At 70.5% G+C, this 14,576-nt stretch carries 14 protein-coding genes; 6 read left to right on the top strand and 8 right to left on the bottom strand.

Translation table 11 applies throughout. The features are described from left to right. The first annotated feature begins 35 nt into the window (after positions 1-35). The 4 genes from ABTY62_RS15730 to ABTY62_RS15715 all read left to right on the top strand — a co-directional run bounded on the left by ABTY62_RS15730 (position 36) and on the right by ABTY62_RS15715 (position 5,134). A complete protein-coding gene (locus ABTY62_RS15730; RefSeq protein ID WP_502997468.1) occupies positions 36-953 on the top strand; it encodes an SGNH/GDSL hydrolase family protein in 918 nt (305 codons plus the stop codon). 5 nt (positions 954-958) lie between these two features. After that, on the top strand, positions 959-3,091 hold the full coding sequence (locus ABTY62_RS15725) for a hypothetical protein (protein WP_352129958.1): 2,133 nt from the start codon (positions 959-961) through the stop codon (positions 3,089-3,091). 52 nt (positions 3,092-3,143) lie between these two features. Then, complete coding sequence (locus tag ABTY62_RS15720) at positions 3,144-3,989, top strand: YncE family protein (protein WP_352129957.1); 846 nt, start codon at positions 3,144-3,146, stop codon at positions 3,987-3,989. A gap of 491 nt (positions 3,990-4,480) precedes the next feature. Beyond that, the gene (locus ABTY62_RS15715; RefSeq protein WP_352129956.1) at positions 4,481-5,134 is read left to right on the top strand and encodes a hypothetical protein; all 654 of its coding nucleotides are present in this window, start codon (positions 4,481-4,483) and stop codon (positions 5,132-5,134) included. Between the two features lie 232 nt (positions 5,135-5,366). On the opposite strand, the gene ABTY62_RS15710 is transcribed toward ABTY62_RS15715, so the two are convergent. After that, positions 5,367-5,939: a TetR/AcrR family transcriptional regulator gene (locus tag ABTY62_RS15710; protein WP_352129955.1), complete on the bottom strand. Its 573-nt coding sequence runs from the start codon at positions 5,937-5,939 to the stop codon at positions 5,367-5,369. 142 nt (positions 5,940-6,081) lie between these two features. Between ABTY62_RS15710 and ABTY62_RS15705 the strand changes: the two genes are divergently transcribed. Both ABTY62_RS15705 and ABTY62_RS15700 read left to right on the top strand, forming a co-directional pair. Further along, positions 6,082-7,005, top strand: coding sequence for a zinc-binding dehydrogenase (locus ABTY62_RS15705; RefSeq protein WP_352129954.1), 924 nt, complete (start codon positions 6,082-6,084; stop codon positions 7,003-7,005). A gap of 110 nt (positions 7,006-7,115) precedes the next feature. Continuing rightward, positions 7,116-8,075: an NADP-dependent oxidoreductase gene (locus tag ABTY62_RS15700; RefSeq protein ID WP_352129953.1), complete on the top strand. Its 960-nt coding sequence runs from the start codon at positions 7,116-7,118 to the stop codon at positions 8,073-8,075. A gap of 162 nt (positions 8,076-8,237) precedes the next feature. Here ABTY62_RS15700 and ABTY62_RS15695 read toward each other — a convergent pair whose 3' ends face one another. From ABTY62_RS15695 to ABTY62_RS15665, 7 genes are all read right to left on the bottom strand, one after another. Further along, the gene (locus tag ABTY62_RS15695) at positions 8,238-8,924 is read right to left on the bottom strand and encodes a TetR family transcriptional regulator C-terminal domain-containing protein (protein WP_352129952.1); all 687 of its coding nucleotides are present in this window, start codon (positions 8,922-8,924) and stop codon (positions 8,238-8,240) included. Beyond that, positions 8,921-9,352, bottom strand: a complete 432-nt coding sequence (locus tag ABTY62_RS15690) for a thioesterase family protein (protein WP_352129951.1) — start codon at positions 9,350-9,352, stop codon at positions 8,921-8,923. The genes ABTY62_RS15695 and ABTY62_RS15690 overlap by 4 nt, the downstream gene beginning before the upstream one ends. A 1-nt stretch (position 9,353) precedes the next feature. Beyond that, entirely contained in the window at positions 9,354-10,016 is a 663-nt protein-coding gene (locus ABTY62_RS15685; protein WP_352129950.1) for a TetR/AcrR family transcriptional regulator, read from the bottom strand. 441 nt (positions 10,017-10,457) lie between these two features. Beyond that, the gene (locus tag ABTY62_RS15680) at positions 10,458-11,126 is read right to left on the bottom strand and encodes a response regulator (protein ID WP_352129949.1); all 669 of its coding nucleotides are present in this window, start codon (positions 11,124-11,126) and stop codon (positions 10,458-10,460) included. Beyond that, positions 11,123-12,466, bottom strand: coding sequence for a sensor histidine kinase (locus ABTY62_RS15675; RefSeq protein ID WP_352129948.1), 1,344 nt, complete (start codon positions 12,464-12,466; stop codon positions 11,123-11,125). The genes ABTY62_RS15680 and ABTY62_RS15675 overlap by 4 nt, the downstream gene beginning before the upstream one ends. Before the next feature lie 25 nt (positions 12,467-12,491). Further along, the gene (locus tag ABTY62_RS15670; RefSeq protein WP_352129947.1) at positions 12,492-13,421 is read right to left on the bottom strand and encodes an ABC transporter permease; all 930 of its coding nucleotides are present in this window, start codon (positions 13,419-13,421) and stop codon (positions 12,492-12,494) included. Next, positions 13,421-14,350 carry an ABC transporter ATP-binding protein gene (locus ABTY62_RS15665; RefSeq protein WP_352129946.1) on the bottom strand — a complete coding sequence of 310 codons (930 nt, stop codon included), beginning with the start codon at positions 14,348-14,350 and terminating at the stop codon, positions 13,421-13,423. The genes ABTY62_RS15670 and ABTY62_RS15665 overlap by 1 nt, the downstream gene beginning before the upstream one ends. Between the last annotated feature and the right edge of the window lie 226 nt (positions 14,351-14,576).

The raw sequence follows: 14,576 nt of genomic DNA, 5'->3' as shown, positions 1-14,576 counted from the left end.
GCCACAGGGCTTCAGGGCCATGAGAGGAGCTATCCGTGAACTCAACTCGGTTACCGGGGACTCGCCGTCCCGTCAAGCGTTCACTCCGAGCGATCGCGCTGGCGGGAGTGCTGGTGGGCGCGGGGACCGGCGCCGCGTCGGCCGAGCCCGGGCCGGCGGCCCCCGCCTCGGGAGAGGCCTACGTGGCGCTCGGTGACTCCTTCGCCTCCGGCCCCCTCGTCCCCGACATCACCGGCCCCCTGGCCTGCGGGCGCTCCACGCACAACTACCCCCACGAGCTCGCCGCTCGCCTCAGCGTCGCCTCCTTCAAGGATGTGACGTGCAGCGGAGCCAGCACCAAGCACACCACCGAGCCCCAGTCGGGCAGCATCCTCGGCCTGCCCACGGGAACCGAGCCGCCCCAGTTCGACGCGCTGAGCCCGGACACGACCCTGGTCACCCTGACCTTCGGCGGCAACGACACCGGGCTCGTCGGCGTCGCCCAGAACTGCATGACACTCGACCCGGGCGCCACCCCGTGCAAAGACAGGTACACACAGGGTGGTGTGGACCAAATCGCCCAGCGCATCGAGGAGTTCAAGCCGAGAATCGCCGCGGTGCTCGACGGCATCCACGCCCGCTCCCCCAGGGCCCGTGTCGTCGCCGTCGGCTACGGCGACTACATCAAGCCCGGCGGCTGCTTCCCGCTCCAGCCCGTGCTCGGCGTCGACGCCGACTACTTGCAGGCCAGTGTCGACCGCATGAACGGCGCCATCGCCCAGGCCGCAGCCGCGCACGGTGCCGAGTACGTCGACCTGCGCACCCCGAGCAAGGGCCACGACTCCTGCGCGGCGCCCGGCGACCGCTGGATCGAAGGGTTTGTCCCCGTCCACCTCGCGGCGCCACTGCACCCCAACCGGCAGGGCGAGGAGAACTACGCCCGGATCATCGACGATCAGCTCCAGAAGGGCTGAGCACGGTGCGAGCGCCACGCGGCGGGAGGTTCCGGTCGGCCGGGCTCGCGGGGACGCTGGTCGGGGCGCTGGCTGGGGCGCTCGGGCTGAGTCTTGCGGGCGCCCCGGTCTCGTACGGCGACGATTCCGGCAGCACCAGGCCTGTTCAGCAAGGCAGCAACCAGCCCGCCCCGCCCGGCGACAACGGACATGGCAGGGCGAAGGGGTGTGACCCTCTCGGCACGTCCGCCTGCCTCCTCCCCTTCCCCAACGACTGGTTCACCCGGCCCGACCCACGCTCCCCGACCGGCCGCAGGCTCGCCCTCGACCGGACCGCGCTGCCCGCGGACTCCCAGGGCACGCGGCCCGATCCGGCGCCTTGGAACCGGCTCGACGGGTTCTCGCCGGGCTCCACCCTCACCGTCCAGGTCCCGGACCTCGACCCGGACGCGACCGGCATCGCTCCGGTCACCGACATCGGACTTTCCCTCGCACCGGACGCCCCGATCGTCCTCGTCGACATGGACACCGGGAAGCGCGCACCCTACTGGGCCGAACCGGACGTGAACGCCACGCGCCCGGACCGGCGGGCCCTCCTCATCCATCCGGCGAAGAACCTCGTCGAAGGACATCGCTACGCCGTCGGGCTGCGGATGTTGCGCGACGCGAACGGCGCCCCGCTGCCCGTACCGGAGGCCTTCGCGAAAGTGGCGGGTCCGCGGCTGCCCGCCACCGACCCCCTGGCGGCCCGGCAGCGGGCACTCCGGCCCGCGCTCAGGGCACTGGCACGAGCGGGCGTGGCCCGCGAAGGGTCGGGAGGGCTCGGAAGGCTCGGAGGGCTCGGACTCGCCTGGGACTTCACGGTGGCCTCGCGGCAGAGCCTCACCGACGACCTCCTCACCATCCGTGACGACGCCCTGCGCGGACTCGGCGGCTCCGCACCCCCGTACGCCATCACCGGGGTCACGGACTTCACCGAGCAGCAGGATCCGTACATCACCCGTGAGGTACGCGGCGAGGTGACCGTTCCCAGCTACCTGGACACGCCCGGGGGGCCACCCGGCTCCCGCTTCCACCGGGGCTCCGACGGAGCGCCGCGACAACTGCCGGGCAACACCCAGAAGGCGGCGTTTCGCTGTGAGATCCCCCGGTCCGCCCTGACGAAGCCGGCGATGCCTGCCCTGTACGGGCACGGGCTCTTCGGCGGGCGCGACGAAGTCGGCGGCGGCAACGTCAGGGCGATGGCGGAAGAACACGGCTTCACCTTCTGCGCCACGGACTGGGCCGGAATGGCCAGGGAGGACGTGCCGATCGCAGCCGCCGCGCTCGGCGACCTCGGCCGCTTCCCGGAACTCTCCGAACGGCTCCAACAAGGCCTGCTCAACGCTGTGTTCGTGGGACGGGCCCTCGTCCATCCGGATGGGCTCCCCGCCGATCCGGCCCTGCGCACCGCCGACGGACGGCCGCTGCTCGACACCACGCACGGACTCGCGTACGACGGCAACAGCCAGGGCGGGATCCTCGGCGGCGCCCTCATCGCGGTCTCGCCCGACATCGAGCGGGGTGTGCTCGGCGTCACCGGCATGAACTACGGGCTGCTGCTCAACCGCAGCGTGGACTTCGCCCCCTTCCGGGCGGTGCTCGACCGGTCCTACCCCGACAAACTCGACCAGCAGTTGTACCTGGGGCTCGCGCAGCTCCTCTGGGACCACGGCGAGACCAATGGATACGCCGCGCACCTCACCCGCGACCGTCTCCCCGGCACGCCACGCCATCAGGTCCTGATGCACATCGCGTACGGCGACCACCAGGTCGCGAACGTGGCAGCGGACGTGGAGGCCCGCACCCTCGGCGCCCGGCTCGTCACCCCGGCCCTCGCGGCCGGACGCAGCCCCGACCGCACCCCGTACTGGGGCATCCGGCCGATCCGCCAACTCCCCCATCGTGGCTCGGCGATGACGGTCTGGGACAGCGGCGCCCCGTCGCCACCCACCACCAACACCCCGCCCACCGGCCACGGCCACGACCCGCACTCCGACCCGCGCAACTCCGTGGCGGCGCGGGCGCAGAAGGGCGCGTTCCTCACGACGGGGCGAGTGATCGACGTGTGCGGGGGCGCGCCCTGTACGGCGACACCCGTTCCCCTTCGAAACCCCTAGGAACAACCACCGCGTCGGCGCGCACCACTAGCGAGGCTATCGAACCCGACGCATGGCTCGTTCCCTCGACGCCAGAACGGAATTTTCCATGAGAAGGCTTTCCCTGGCCGTGGTCGCGGCCACAACGTCACTCATTCTCGGTACCACGACAACGACAGCGAGCGCCGCGGAGTGGCGGCAGACCACCAACCAGAGCTTCCATTTGCTCACCGCGCTGCAAAGATCTCAGGGAGTCGCCACCGACGGCCAGTACTGGTATTTCTCCTGGCAGTTCGGCCTGAGCAAGGTCACCCTCGACGGCGAGTCGACGCTGACCAGCAAGACGCTCGCGATTCCCGCCGAATTCCTGGCCCAAGGGGACAACCACATCGGCGATATCGACTACTACCAGAGCCGGCTCTATGTACCGATCGAGGACGGCTCCGCCTACCAACACGGCCACGTGGCCGTTTTCGACGCCGCCACGCTCGAATACACCGGCATATCCTACGATCTTCCCCAATCCGTCCAGCGCGACGGTGTCCCCTGGGTCGCCGTAGATCCCGCCCGCGGCTACTTCTACTCGTCCGAGTACAACGCCACGGCACTGAATGCCTACAGCCTCACCGACGGCCACCTGGTCAAGCAGATCCCTCTCAGCCAGCCTGTGCCCAAGGTCCAGGGAGCCAAGATCTACCAAGGACAGCTCTACGCCTCGTCCAACGGCCCCACGAAATCGGTCTTCCGCATCGACCCCGATTCCGGATCCGTCAGCGACGTACTCGACTCCGGCCTCTCCGAAGACACCGAAACCGAGGGCCTCGTCTTCCTTTCCCGCCCTGATGGCTCGGCCATGCACGTCCTCGACGTCGCACCCAACAGGCTCAGCGTCAATTTCCGTCACTACGAGCCCAGCTGACCCACGCAACGGGCTCACTGCACTCTCTCAGCGTCGCCGCTTCGGCGGCGACGCTGCCGAGCCGAGACCGGTAATCCCCGCCGAGTCCCCACAGCACCGGGTGGAGGCCGGCTGTCCCGGCCCGGCGGGCAACGGCGAAGGCGCGCAGGGGGACAGGATGTCCACCGCACGTTGCGCCGGTCGACGGCCCGCCGGGGTGAGCCTGACGTTACGGCCGTGCGGCTCGGCCAATGCGGCGCCCATGTCTTGCGCCAGGGCGGCGATCTGCTGAAACACCGTCGAGCAACTACGTCACCCAACTCCTGCCCCAGCTGGACAAGGTCCGGGCGGTGGCCGGCGTCGTCGGCCGACCCGGACACCGGCCCGACGCCCTCCTCGCCGACTGCGGATCCGCGGGGAACAACGCGACGGCGGCTGACGGCCTCGGTTCGTGGGCGGCGCCTTCTGTGCGAAGACGGTCCGCGTAAGATCACCGCTCGAGGGGTGGTGGCATGACCATGAGGAACTACCGGTGGTGCGCGGCGATCGCGGCGGCACTGCTGCTGGCCGGCTGTGGCGGTGGCGCGGAGAGCGACAGCGGGAACGACAAGGCGGTGGCGCTCACGAAGGAACAAGTACGGGAGACGTTGCCGGATGGCGAGGCCATGACGGGTTGGAAGGAGTCCACTCGGCCCACGGCCGTTGAGATGGACAAGCTCTACCGTTCGCAGGCCTGCCCCATCAAGGGCAACGCGGGCTGCGAGAACTCCCGCTTCTACGGCGCCTCGACCTTGCGGCACGACGACAACGCCGCCACCGTCACCTTTCTGATCATCGCCTACGACAGCGAACAGGCCGCCCGGGAGGCATACGACGTGCTCTGGGACGGCTACTACGGCAAGAGGGCGGGACAGAGGGCCAAGACGTTCGGGATCGGCCCGATCGGTGACGAGCGCGACGCTCGATTCGGTTCCTCCGGCTTCCGCGGCGAGCCCGGCGCCGTGACCCAGACCCGGGTCGGCACGGCGCTGCTGTGGACCGTGGCGGGTTCCGCGGGCAAGGGCGGCATCGACGAGGACGGAGTCCGGGACCTGGCCACGATGCTCGCCGAGCGGGCCCGACAGGCCCAGAACGGGGACGCACCTTCCGCAGCGCTCGACGGCTGACCGGGCGGCCACGCCGGGACCCGCCCCGCGGGCGTGGGGGTGGTCCGCCACCTCCACCTCGTCGTCAACGAGTACGCCCAGCACTACGGCCAACACCGCCGATCGCCCCTGGACCGCGGTCAGCCGGCGACAGCACAACAGTCTCCCGGCATGATCGGCTCGGTGGCCTCATCCACGAATACAAGCAGGTCACCTAGGGTGACACCGCTTCCGGCACCCACTGGCCGGCTGGTCAGGCGTGGAGCGAGTGGAGGAACCGCTCGATGAGTCGCCGGCTTTCCTGGGCGGGGTCGCGGGACCAGCGCAGTACGCCGTCGTTCGCCTTGAGCAGCAGCATGATGTCGTTCGCGTCAGCGTCCTGGCGGAGGGCGCCAGCTGTCTTCGCCGCCTCGAGCAGTTGGTGCAGTGCTTTTCCGGCCTCGGCGCGCGAGTGACTGACCGCGCTGTCCGGCGGGAAGTCGTACAGGAACACCGCGGTGAAGGCCCGGTCCTCCAGCTGGAGGTGCGCGAGGTGGTTGATGTGGTCGACCAGGCCCTGCCAGGGATCGGGGTTGGTCAGTGCGGTGTGTACTGAGTCCTCGCATCCGGTGAGCCGGTCGGCGAAGACGTGGGCCAGGAGGTCCTCGCGGGTCGGGAAGCGGCGGTAGAGCGTGGCGGTGCCCACGCCCGCGCGCTTCGCGACCTCCTTCATCGGCGCGTCGGCTCCGAGCTCGCGGAAGGCGGCGCGGGCGGCGCCGGCGATGCGGTCTCGGTTGCGTTCCGCGTCGGAGCGCAGGGTTCGTCGCGTTTCGTCCTGATCGGTCATGCCACCATCTCGAAAGAAAATGGACAGGGGTGCCCACTTGCGTGTTACGGTCCTTAAGTGGGCACCCTAGCCCAGTTCCGCTGTCGGTGCCTGCCCGGGCATCGACGCGGGCATTCCCGCACGGATGAGAGGAAGACCCGACGTGCGCGCGTTGACCACGACGAAGGACGGCTCGGTGGAGTTCACACAGGTGCCGGAGCCCGACCGCACAGGGAGCGAACTCCTGATACGGGTCTCGGCGTCGACTGTCGGCCGGGGTGACCTGCACTCGATCCGGTTCTCCCCGCCCGGCCGGGTCGTCGGGCTGGACGTCGTCGGCGTCGTCGCCGAGGAGGCCGCCGACGGCTCCGGGCCGCCAGTGGGCACACGGGTCATGGGCTACACCTCCACGCGCGGGGGAGGCTGGGCCGAACGCGCCGCGCTCGACAGCTCCCTGGTCGCGCCGATCCCCGACACCCTCTCGGACGAGATGGCGGCCGCACTGCCCAACAGTGGACTCGCCGCGCTCGCGGGGCTCGAAGCCGGAGGCTTTCTGCTCGGGTCCCGGGTACTGGTCACCGGCGCGACGGGCCGTGTCGGCCGGCTCGCCGTGCAACTGGCCCACTTGGCGGGCGCGCACGTCACCGGACTGATCGGCGCGCCCGAGCGGCGTGACCGGCTGCGGGCCTTCGACTGGCTGACCACCGTGACCACCGACGAGACCGGCGGGCCGTTCGACCTGATCGTGGATCTGGTGGGTGGCGAGGTCCTCAGCCATGCGATGTCGCTGGTGGCCGAGAACGGGGTCGTGGCGTCGCTGGCGCAGACCGCCCCGGAGACCGCGAGCGTGCCCTTCTTCTGGTTCGCGATGCACCGCGGGGCGAGGCTCGTGAGCGTCAACAACACCGACGGACAGCGCGAGGCAGGCCGCGGCGTACGGCGGCTGAAGCTGCTGGCGCATCTTGCCGAGTCGGGACGCCTCGATCCCCAGGTCACCGGCGCGGCCTCCTGGGAGGAGGCCCCCCGGCTACTGGCAGCCCTGGGCCGTCGCGAGCTGGACGGCCGGATGGTCGTGCGCATCCCGTAGCCGAGCGGCTTCTCCTGCGCCGACACCGCACGGCCGCCGCCCCACAGCGGATCCCCCGAGCGCCGGGCCGGCCCGGCGCTGCCGAAACCCAAGGCCCCAGGAACACACTCATGCCCACCAGCACCGCTCACTCCATGTATGCCGTCCGCCAGATCGGCTACGGCGGTCCCGAAGTCCTCCAGGTCGCCGAGGTCGAGCGCCCCGTAGCCGGTCCCGGGGATGTCCTGGTCCGCGTCCGTGCGGCCGGCGTCAACCCCGCCGACTGGAAGATCCGCGCCGGGCTCGCCGACCACCGGTTCCTCCAGCCGCCGTTCACGCCCGGCATGGACCTCGCGGGCGAGGTGGCGGCGACGGGCAGTGAAGTAACCGGCTTCGCCCCGGGCGACAGGGTGTACGGGATGGTTTACCCGCCAGGTGGTGCGCAGGCACAGTACGCCCTTGCGCGGGCCGACATGCTGGCCCACGTTCCGACCGGGGTCGACCTGGTCCAGGCAGGAGGACTGGCCACAGCGGGACTGACGGCCTGGCAGGCCCTGGCGACGGCTCAGGTCGCTCCTGGGCAGCGGGTCCTGATCCACGCGGCAGCCGGTGGCGTCGGGCATCTCGCGGTGCAGATCGCCAAGGCACACGGAGCACATGTGATCGGCACCGCACGCCTGGCGAAGCACGCCTTCCTGCGCCGGCTGGGCGCGGACGAAGTGATCGACTACACGTCGGAGGACTTCACCCGCGTGATCCGGGACGGCGTCGACGTGGTCCTGGACCCGCTGGGCGACGACTACGGCCCTCGTTCGCTGGCCCTCCTGCCCCCCGGCGGCGCATACATGGACCTGCGCCAGCCCAATCCGGGTCGCCCGGAAGTACGCGCGAAGGCTCAGCAACGGGGCATCCGCTTCGCTGACGTCACCGTCACTCCGACCGCGAAAGACCTGGCGGACCTCATCGCGCTCGCCCTCCGCGGACAATTGCGGGTCGCCATCCAACAGACCCTTCCGCTCCCAGAGGTGGCCAAGGCGCACGAACTCAGCGAGACCGGCCGCGTGAAGGGGAAGATCGTACTGATCCCCTGACCGAGTTCTGTCACACCCGAGGCCACCGAGGATCCCGGCACGGCCGGGTTGCCCGTGCCGGGGACGGACGCGTCGGTAGGGCCGTGTCCTTCCCTCTTGCAGCGACCCGGGCTTGCCGAGGAGTTGCTCCAGGAGTTCGACATCAACACGGGGGCGGCGTCATCAGATACCGGGATCAAAACCCACTATGAGGTCTCGGGCACGGGCAACGTATTCCTCGGGGAGATTGCAGGAGCGTCGCTCGACAGTGTCGATGTGAACGCCGGTAAGGACCGTAATGGCCGACACTTCACCGGTGGCCGCGTTCTCCATCTGATGACAGAACCGGATCACCTTGCTCCGCATGGCGTCGTGGTCACCGCTGATCAGGACGCGGGCGTTGGCCCCGTCGATCAGGAGCAGCAGGTCCGACCCCAGCTCCTCCGGATCAGGCAGGCCGGCCTCGGCCGCCAGCCCGGAAAGGGTCATGCGCAGCCAGTTCTTGTAGGCCAGGATCACCGCCCGCACGGGATGGTTCGGGTCGGTGATCTCCACAGCGGCGTTGGTGAACGGGCAGCCCCGGAACCCGGGCTTGGCATGTCCCAGCGCGAGCCAGTCGAAAACCGCCAGCAGCTTCTCCTCCGGCCCCGACGACAGCCCGTCCAGGAACTCGGTCAGGGCCGTCTGCCTGGTCCAGCGCCGCCGGTCCAGCGATGTGGCGTCGAGCCCGTCCGGGTCCACCGCTCGGCCACGGGGGCCGAGGTCGTCAGTGACGTGGTCGCCGTATCGGTCGGCCGTGAACCCGGGCGGCGGGTAGCCGTCGTCCTCGATCAGCGGGAAGACCGAGCGCTGGTCAGTACGCTCGCTCATGCCGGCTTCTCCGCGCCGGCTGCGCGGGCGGACAGCTTCGTCTCGAACCGTTCGAGGCTGATCACCGCGCGCTGATGGGTGCCCCGGCACACGACGGCCGCTTCGTCGCGGGCCGTGACGTCGAAGGTCAGGATTCGCCCTTCCACCTTGATCAGCTCGACGTCGATGATCAGATTCTGGCCGGGCGGGGTGGGGGCCTCGTGGCTGAGGTCGACATGCACGCCGAGGGTGCGTTCCCCCTCGTCGAGGTGCCCGTCCAGGGCCCGCATACAGGCCCACTCGACCAGTCCGACGAGGTACCCCGTGGCCAGGACCTCGGGCATCTGCGTGAAGTGCGGTGCTTCGGGGAGCAGGTGCGGCACCGTGCGGTCGAGAGGAACCTCGTATCGCGTTCTCGCGGTCAGGTTCGGCTGGAGACTCGCCTGCATTTCAGTCCTCCGGGTCCTCGTGGTCGTTCTCCGGCGTACGGATGTCGGGGGCGGAAGCGTCGCGGCCGGACGGCGTGCAGGCGGACGCTGTGCGGGCGGACGGCGTGCGGGCGGCGGCTACGAGCCGGGCCGCGGCGGACCCGGCGCGGCGCATGGCGGTGCGGTCACCGCTGTGGACCACGCGTGCGTTCGCGCCGTCGATCAGCAGCAGCAGGTCCGATCCCAGTTCCTCGGGGTCGGCCAGTCCGGCATCGGCCGCCAGTTCGGCCAGGGTGGTGCGCAGCGAGGTCTTGTAGGCCAGGATCACCGCTCGCGCGGGATGGTCGGCGTCGGGGAGTTCCACCGCGGCGTTGGTGAACGGGCAGCCACGGAACCCGGGCTTGGCATGTCCCCGCGCGAGCCAGTCGAAGACCGCCAGCAGCTTTTCCTCCGGCCCCGACGACAGCCCGTCCAGGAACTCGGTCAGGGCCTGCTGTCTCGTCCAGCGCCGCCGGTCCAGCACGGCGGCGATGAGCCCGTCCTTGGAACCGAACTGGGCGTACAGCGTCGGCTTGGACACACCCGACCGCGCCACCACCGCATCGACTCCCACCGCCCCGATGCCCTGGGCGTAGAACAGCTCGGAAGCCGCCGCGAGCAGCCTCTCACCAGCATCGGTCTTCATCTCCACACGACTATACTGACAGATCAGTAAAGTGCTGTCCCGCGGTGCACATAAAACATGTGCTGCATGGGCGGACCAGGACGTTCGTCGGACCGAACTGTCATCCCGCTGAAGACAATCGCCCCGGCGATACGGATGGCAGGGGTGCATCTACAACCGCAGCACCGCCCCCATCGCCCAAGGCCCATCCTGCCGACAACTCGGCCTGCCCCGACTGCGGCCCGCGCACGACGGCCGGCACGGGCTGACCGCCGGGAACCAAGGCAGCCCGGAGTCATTGCAGCTGGCCGCGGGCCGTCGATGTCCACCGGGCCCGGGGACCCGGCACGGTGGCCGCAGCCAGGTGCAGACAGGAGCAGCTCTCGCGGGTCAGGCGGCCGGCCCGACCGTACCGGTCCGGACGCCTTCATGGAGGCCGGTATCGGCTGGGCGCTCCAGGGGCTACGACTTGGCCCTGACCAGCCCGGCGTCGTACGCCGTGATCACGGCCTGGATGCGGTCGCGCGCCCCGATCTTGGTGAGGACGCGACTGACGTGCTTCTTCACCGTGGACTCGCTGAGGACGAGCCGTTCGGCGATCTCCGTGTTCGTCCAGCCCTGGCCGACCGCGACCAGGACCTCGCGCTCGCGGTCGCTGAGAGTGCGCAGCCGGGGATCCTCCGGTGCGGGGGCGTCGGCTGGTGCGAGGACCTGGTGGGCGTAGGCGTCCAGCAGGCGCCGGGTCAGACGGGGTGCCACGACGGCGTCGCCGGTCGCAACCGCGTGAATGCCTGCCACGAGTTCCTCGGGGCGGGCGTCCTTGAGCAGGAAGCCGCTGGCTCCTGCGCGCAGTCCTTCGTACACGTACTCGTCCAGGTCGAAGGTGGTCACGATGAGCACACGGGTACGGCCGCCGGCGGCGATGATGCGGCGGGTGGCCTCGATGCCGTCCATGCCGGGCATGCGGATGTCCATGAGGACGACGTCGGGGCTCAGTTGCGCGGCCTTGCGGACAGCCTCGGCGCCGTGCTCGGCCTCGCCCACCGGCTCCAAGCCCAGCGTGCCCGCAAGGAGCATGCGGACGCCCATGCGCTGGAGGGGCTGGTCGTCGGCGATGAGGACGGTGGTCATGGCAGTCGGTCTCCTGGTGGTACGTCGAGCACGACGTCCACGAGCCAGCCGTGGCCGGTGTCGCGCGGTCCGATGATGACGGTGCCGCCGTACATGGCGGCCCGCTGGCGAATGCCGACGAGGCCGTGGCCGGGGTCGTTGTGCTGTGCTGCCGACTTCACTCGCAGGAGTGTCCCCGGCGGTGCGCCGGTGTCGGCGACCCGGATCCGTACCTCGCCCGCCTCGGCGGCGAGGGTGACCTCGGCGGACGCGTCGGTCCCGGCATGCTTGAGGGTGTTGGTCAGCGACTCCTGGACGATGCGGTACACGGTGAGCTGCACGCCGTCGCCCAGTGCGTCAAGATCGCCCACGGTCCGGTACGTCACCGGCACTCCCGCCGCGCGGACCCGCGCCAGCAAAGAGTCCAGATCCCGAATGCCGGGCTGCGGGCTGAGCATCCGTTCGTCTTCCTGGTACTCGCGCAGGACGCCGAGGACGCGGCGCAGTTCGGCCATGGCCTGGCGGCCGGTGTCGCCGAGGATGCGCAGGGCCTCGGTGGACTGCTCGTTCCTGTTGGCGGCGAGGGTCGCGGCGCCGTCGGCGACGCTGACCATGACCGAGAGGTTGTGGCCGACGATGTCGTGCATCTCGCGGGCGACCCGGGAGCGCTCGGCGGCGGCGGTGAGTTTGACGCGTTGCTCCTGCTCGATCTCCAGGCGTCTGGCACGGTCCTCCAGCGCCGCCAGATACATCTGACGGATCCGGAGCGTCAGGCCGACGGCGACGGCCGCCGTCACCGTGCCCAGCAGGAAGAAGACGCCCAGCAGCGGATGTTTGGCGGGCACCAGGACCCAGACGGCCAGGACCACATTGGCGGCGGCCAGCGCGCCGGCCCAGCCCAGCAGGCGCAGTGAACCGTGCCGGGCCAGCGTGTACAGGGCGATCAGGGCGCTGATGCCGGCCGGCAGCCAGATGCCCACCGCCCACTGGGCCAGGGACACCAGCGCGATCACGAAGAACGTGACGGCCGGGGCCCGGCGACGCCACCACAGCGGAAGGATGAGCGCGGCGGCGAAGGCGAACGGCACACCGGACGGCAGTTGGCCGCGGGAGTCCGTGTCCCCGAAGGGCGAGATACCGCTGCCCCACAGCAGGTCGGGAAGGGTGACGCCCACGACGAACAGCACCACCGCGGTGTCGAGCAGCCACGGGTGGCGGCGGTCCAGCCGCTGTCGGTCCTGCCGGCCGCGCCACATACGCCCCAGGACGGGGTGTGCCCAGGCGGCGTCGAACCCGGAGGGCGGCGGTAGCGCCGCCCTCCGGGGGGTGTCCGTGGCGGCTGCCGGACGTTCCGCGCTCATGAACACCATTGTCCTCCGGCCCTGGTCAGGCGTCGGTCCGGGCAAGCCGGAAGGCAGCCCCGGCGAGTGTCAGCGCCACCCAGCCGGCGAAGACCGCGAGCCCCGCCCCGGGCGAGAGGGCGTCCGAGGACTGGTGCAGGGCGTAGACGGCCGACCCGGCGTTGCTGGGGAAGTAGGGGCTGAGCGTGTCGTACCAGGAGTCGGGCAGCAGCGAGGCCAGGCCGGGCAGGATGAGCAGGACGCCGACCAAGGCCGCGATGGCCCCGGCGGACGAGCGGATCAGCACGCCCAGGGCCACGCCGAACACGGCCACCAGGCCGAGGTAGACGCCGGCGCCGGCCAGGGCGCGCAGCACGCCGTCGTCGCCCAGGGAGAGCGCGATCTTCTCGCCGTCCAGGCCGGGGGTGCCCAGCTGGAAGGCCGCCAGCGCGCCGAGGGTGGTCAGGACCAGGGCTATGGGTCCTATCACGGCGGCCTTGGACCACAGCACGGGCAGCCGCCGCGGAACCGCGGCGAGGGTGGAGCGGATCATGCCGGTGCTGTACTCGCCCGCGGACAGCAGCACCCCGAGCACACCGATGGCCAGCTGCGCGAAGGACACACCCGTCAGAGCCAGACTGACCGCGTCGCTGTCGCCGCTGGTGCTCCCCGGGCCGGGCGGCCCGCCGGTCGCCACGGCGTCGGGGCTGTAGGTGTAGCTGGCGATCGCCCCGAAAAGGATCAGCAGGAACACGGCGACGCCCAGGGTGATCCAGCTGGAGCGCAGCGACCAGAATTTGACCCGCTCCGAGCGCAGCACCCGGATACCGGTCACCTTGTAGGTCGCCCTGGGGGTGGCGGGCGTCCCGGGGGTGGCGGGCGTCTTGGGATCGGGTGCCGCGGAAAGAGCCGCGGAGTGATTCCGGCCCTTGCCCGGGGGCCGGCGCCGGCTGCGGTGGAGTGCGGTGGCAGGCATCAGGCGGCCTTTCGTTCGGTGTCGGCCGGAGCACTCTGGTACTCGACGACGTCGCGGGTAAGGTCCATGAACGCCGCCTCCAAGGAGACGGCCTGCGGGGTGAGCTCGTACAGCGGCACCCCGTGCTGCGCGGCGATCGCCCCGATCTCACGGGCGTCGCGTCCGGTGACCAGCAGTTCCTCGGCGGAGGAGGAGCTGATCGCGACGTCCGGGCCGGCCAGCAGCGAGCGCAGCCTCGCGGCCTCGGCGGTGCAGACCTTCACGCCTCCGCCGCTGGCCTCCCGGGTGAAGTCGTCGACCGTGGTATCGGCGAGCAGCCGGCCGCGTCCGATGATCACCAGGTGGTCGGCGATCAGCGCTGTCTCACTCATCAGGTGCGAGGAGAGCATCACAGCCCGGCCCTCGTCGGCCAGCCCGCGCAGGAGGTTGCGCACCCACAGCACGCCCTCGGGGTCGAGGCCGTTGACCGGTTCGTCGAGCATGACGATGGTCGGGTCGCCGAGAAGGGCCGAGGCGATGCCGAGCCGCTGGCCCATGCCGAGCGAGAAGGCGCCCACGCGTTTGCCGGCCACGCTCGTGAGTCCGGCCAGCTCGATGACCTCCTCCACCCGGCGGCGCGGAATGCCGTGGGTGTGGGCGAGCGCCATCAGGTGGTTGAACGCGCTGCGCCCGGGGTGGACGGACTTGGCCTCCAGCAGGGTGCCGATCTCGTGCAGCGGGGCGGCGTGCTTGGCGTAGGAGCGGCCACCCACGGTGACCGAGCCCTTGGTGGGGGCATCCAGGCCGACGATCATGCGCATCGTCGTGGACTTGCCTGCGCCGTTGGGGCCGAGGAAGCCGGTCACCTCGCCGGGCTTGACGGTGAAGCTCAAGTTGTCGACGACCGTCTTGTCGCCATAGCGCTTCGTCAGCTCACGAGCTTCGATCATGGGAGTGGGCCTTTCCTGCCTCGAACCTGCCTCGAACCCGGCCGCGGATGCGGCGGGGTGTCTGCCTTCGAAGCTAGGAGCGCAGCAGGTCGGGACTCTGGCACCGGAGGGGAATCTTCGGCGTCCGAGTGGTACCGCGGTACCACTCGGACGCCCGGTCCGACGGCTCTCAGCAAGGACCCAGCGGTCACTCGGGGGTATGCCCGCGCGCGGTCGCGGGGGTGCC

This window comes from Streptomyces sp. NPDC097640 (assembly GCF_040302705.1).
In the GTDB taxonomy this organism is placed as follows: Bacteria; Actinomycetota; Actinomycetes; order Streptomycetales; family Streptomycetaceae; genus Streptomyces.
The sequence above is the reverse complement of the archived record's forward strand: the minus strand, read 5'-3'. Positions and strand labels throughout refer to the sequence as shown.

What these genes read in the sequence shown, in the direction of transcription:
- ABTY62_RS15685 (WP_352129950.1), bottom strand. Translation starts at nt 10,016, where the DNA reads ATGAAGACCGATGCTGGTGAGAGGCTGCTCGCGGCGGCTTCCGAGCTG.
- ABTY62_RS15680 (WP_352129949.1), bottom strand. Translation starts at nt 11,126, where the DNA reads ATGACCACCGTCCTCATCGCCGACGACCAGCCCCTCCAGCGCATGGGC.
- ABTY62_RS15700 (WP_352129953.1), top strand. Translation starts at nt 7,116, where the DNA reads ATGCCCACCAGCACCGCTCACTCCATGTATGCCGTCCGCCAGATCGGC.
- ABTY62_RS15670 (WP_352129947.1), bottom strand. Translation starts at nt 13,421, where the DNA reads ATGCCTGCCACCGCACTCCACCGCAGCCGGCGCCGGCCCCCGGGCAAG.
- ABTY62_RS15690 (WP_352129951.1), bottom strand. Translation starts at nt 9,352, where the DNA reads ATGCAGGCGAGTCTCCAGCCGAACCTGACCGCGAGAACGCGATACGAG.
- ABTY62_RS15720 (WP_352129957.1), top strand. Translation starts at nt 3,144, where the DNA reads ATGGCTCGTTCCCTCGACGCCAGAACGGAATTTTCCATGAGAAGGCTT.
- ABTY62_RS15665 (WP_352129946.1), bottom strand. Translation starts at nt 14,350, where the DNA reads ATGATCGAAGCTCGTGAGCTGACGAAGCGCTATGGCGACAAGACGGTC.
- ABTY62_RS15710 (WP_352129955.1), bottom strand. Translation starts at nt 5,939, where the DNA reads ATGACCGATCAGGACGAAACGCGACGAACCCTGCGCTCCGACGCGGAA.
- ABTY62_RS15715 (WP_352129956.1), top strand. Translation starts at nt 4,481, where the DNA reads ATGACCATGAGGAACTACCGGTGGTGCGCGGCGATCGCGGCGGCACTG.
- ABTY62_RS15695 (WP_352129952.1), bottom strand. Translation starts at nt 8,924, where the DNA reads ATGAGCGAGCGTACTGACCAGCGCTCGGTCTTCCCGCTGATCGAGGAC.
- ABTY62_RS15675 (WP_352129948.1), bottom strand. Translation starts at nt 12,466, where the DNA reads ATGAGCGCGGAACGTCCGGCAGCCGCCACGGACACCCCCCGGAGGGCG.